This is a genomic window from Synechococcus sp. R55.8, from assembly GCF_047461895.1.
GTDB lineage: Bacteria > Cyanobacteriota > Cyanobacteriia > Thermostichales > Thermostichaceae > Thermostichus.
The window spans coordinates 2153-2450 of sequence record NZ_JANSIB010000160.1 but is presented as its reverse complement, the minus strand read 5'-3'; positions in this window follow the sequence as shown (position 1 = coordinate 2450).

Here is a 298-nt window from a genome sequence, read left to right as displayed (position 1 = left end):
GGGTTTAATAGGGGTGGAGTTCCCCCTTCGGGGGGATCCCTAGAAATTGGAAACTCGACAATGTAAAAAGTTTCATCCTGCACATGCAGCGCGTTCCCCCTTCGGGGGGATCCCTAGAAATTGGAAACTCCCAAGTGCAGAAGGACTTTTACAATTGGTGGCCCCATTGTTCCCCCTTCGGGGGGATCCCTAGAAATTGGAAACTTCCTGTGTATAGTCCAAGCTATCCACAGTATAGTCGTCGTTCCCCCTTCGGGGGGATCCCTAGAAATTGGAAACAATGGTACTTGGTTGAGCA